The sequence below is a fragment of the Stenotrophomonas sp. YIM B06876 genome, assembly GCF_030711595.1.
Taxonomy (GTDB): Bacteria; Pseudomonadota; Gammaproteobacteria; order Xanthomonadales; family Xanthomonadaceae; genus Stenotrophomonas.
Genome location: NZ_JAUJUJ010000095.1, coordinates 1 through 916 on the forward strand (window position 1 = coordinate 1; position 916 = coordinate 916).

The following is a 916-nucleotide window of genomic DNA, read 5'->3' on the forward strand; positions in this document are numbered from 1 at the left end:
GGCGCCGATCTCGCCCGAACTGGTGAAGTGGTACCTGGCCCTGGGCGTTCCCATGCTCGAAGTCTGGGGCATGACCGAGACCTGCGGCGCCTCCACCGGCGTGCCGGCCAGCCGCATCAAGCCCGGCTCGATCGGGCCCGCCGCCAGTTTCAACGAGGTGCGCGTCGATGCCGACACGGGCGAGATCCTGGTGCGCGGCCCCAATGTGTTCAAGGGCTACCTCAACCTGCCCGAAAAAACCGCCGAGGCCATCGACCCCGACGGCTGGCTGCACACCGGCGACGTCGGCGTGATGGACGAGGACGGCTACCTGCGCATCACCGAGCGCATGAAGGACATCATCATCACCGCCGGCGGCAAGAACGTGACGCCGAGCGAGCTCGAGAACGAGCTCAAGTTCAGCCCCTACGTGACCGACGCGGTGGTGATCGGCGACGCCCGCCCCTACCTCAGCGCCATCGTCATGGTCGACCAGGAAAACGTCGAGAAATACGCGCAGGACCACGACGTGCCGTTTTCCAACTACGCCAGCCTCACGCGCACGCCCGAGGTGCAGGCGCTGATCCAGGGCGAACTCGACCGCGTGAACGCCAAGTTCGCCCGCGTCGAGCAGATCAAGAAGTTCTTCCTGCTCGACACCCAGCTCTCGGCCGAGGACGAGGAGCTGACCCCTACCATGAAACTCAAGCGCAAGCTGGTGCAGCAAAAGTACGCCGCCCAGATCGAGGCCATGTATCGCTAGTGCCGCTACAGGGAAAGTGCGGGTGCGCTCCGTACGCGCGCCACCCTATAAGAGCGGCTTCACGTTCTAACGATTCTTCAACCCTAGGAGACGTGCCATGAAACTTCACCACATCGCCGCCCTGGCCCTGGCGGCGGCCTGCGGCACAGCGCAGGCCCAGACGCAGCAGGGCGT

The 916-nt window shown here is 65.1% G+C and carries 1 protein-coding gene; it reads left to right on the plus strand.

Annotated elements, in window-relative coordinates; genetic code table 11:
* A partial coding sequence (locus QZH66_RS14860; protein WP_305806694.1) for an AMP-binding protein occupies positions 1–742 on the plus strand: 742 nt, incomplete at its 5' end.
* Between the last annotated feature and the right edge of the window lie 174 nt (positions 743–916).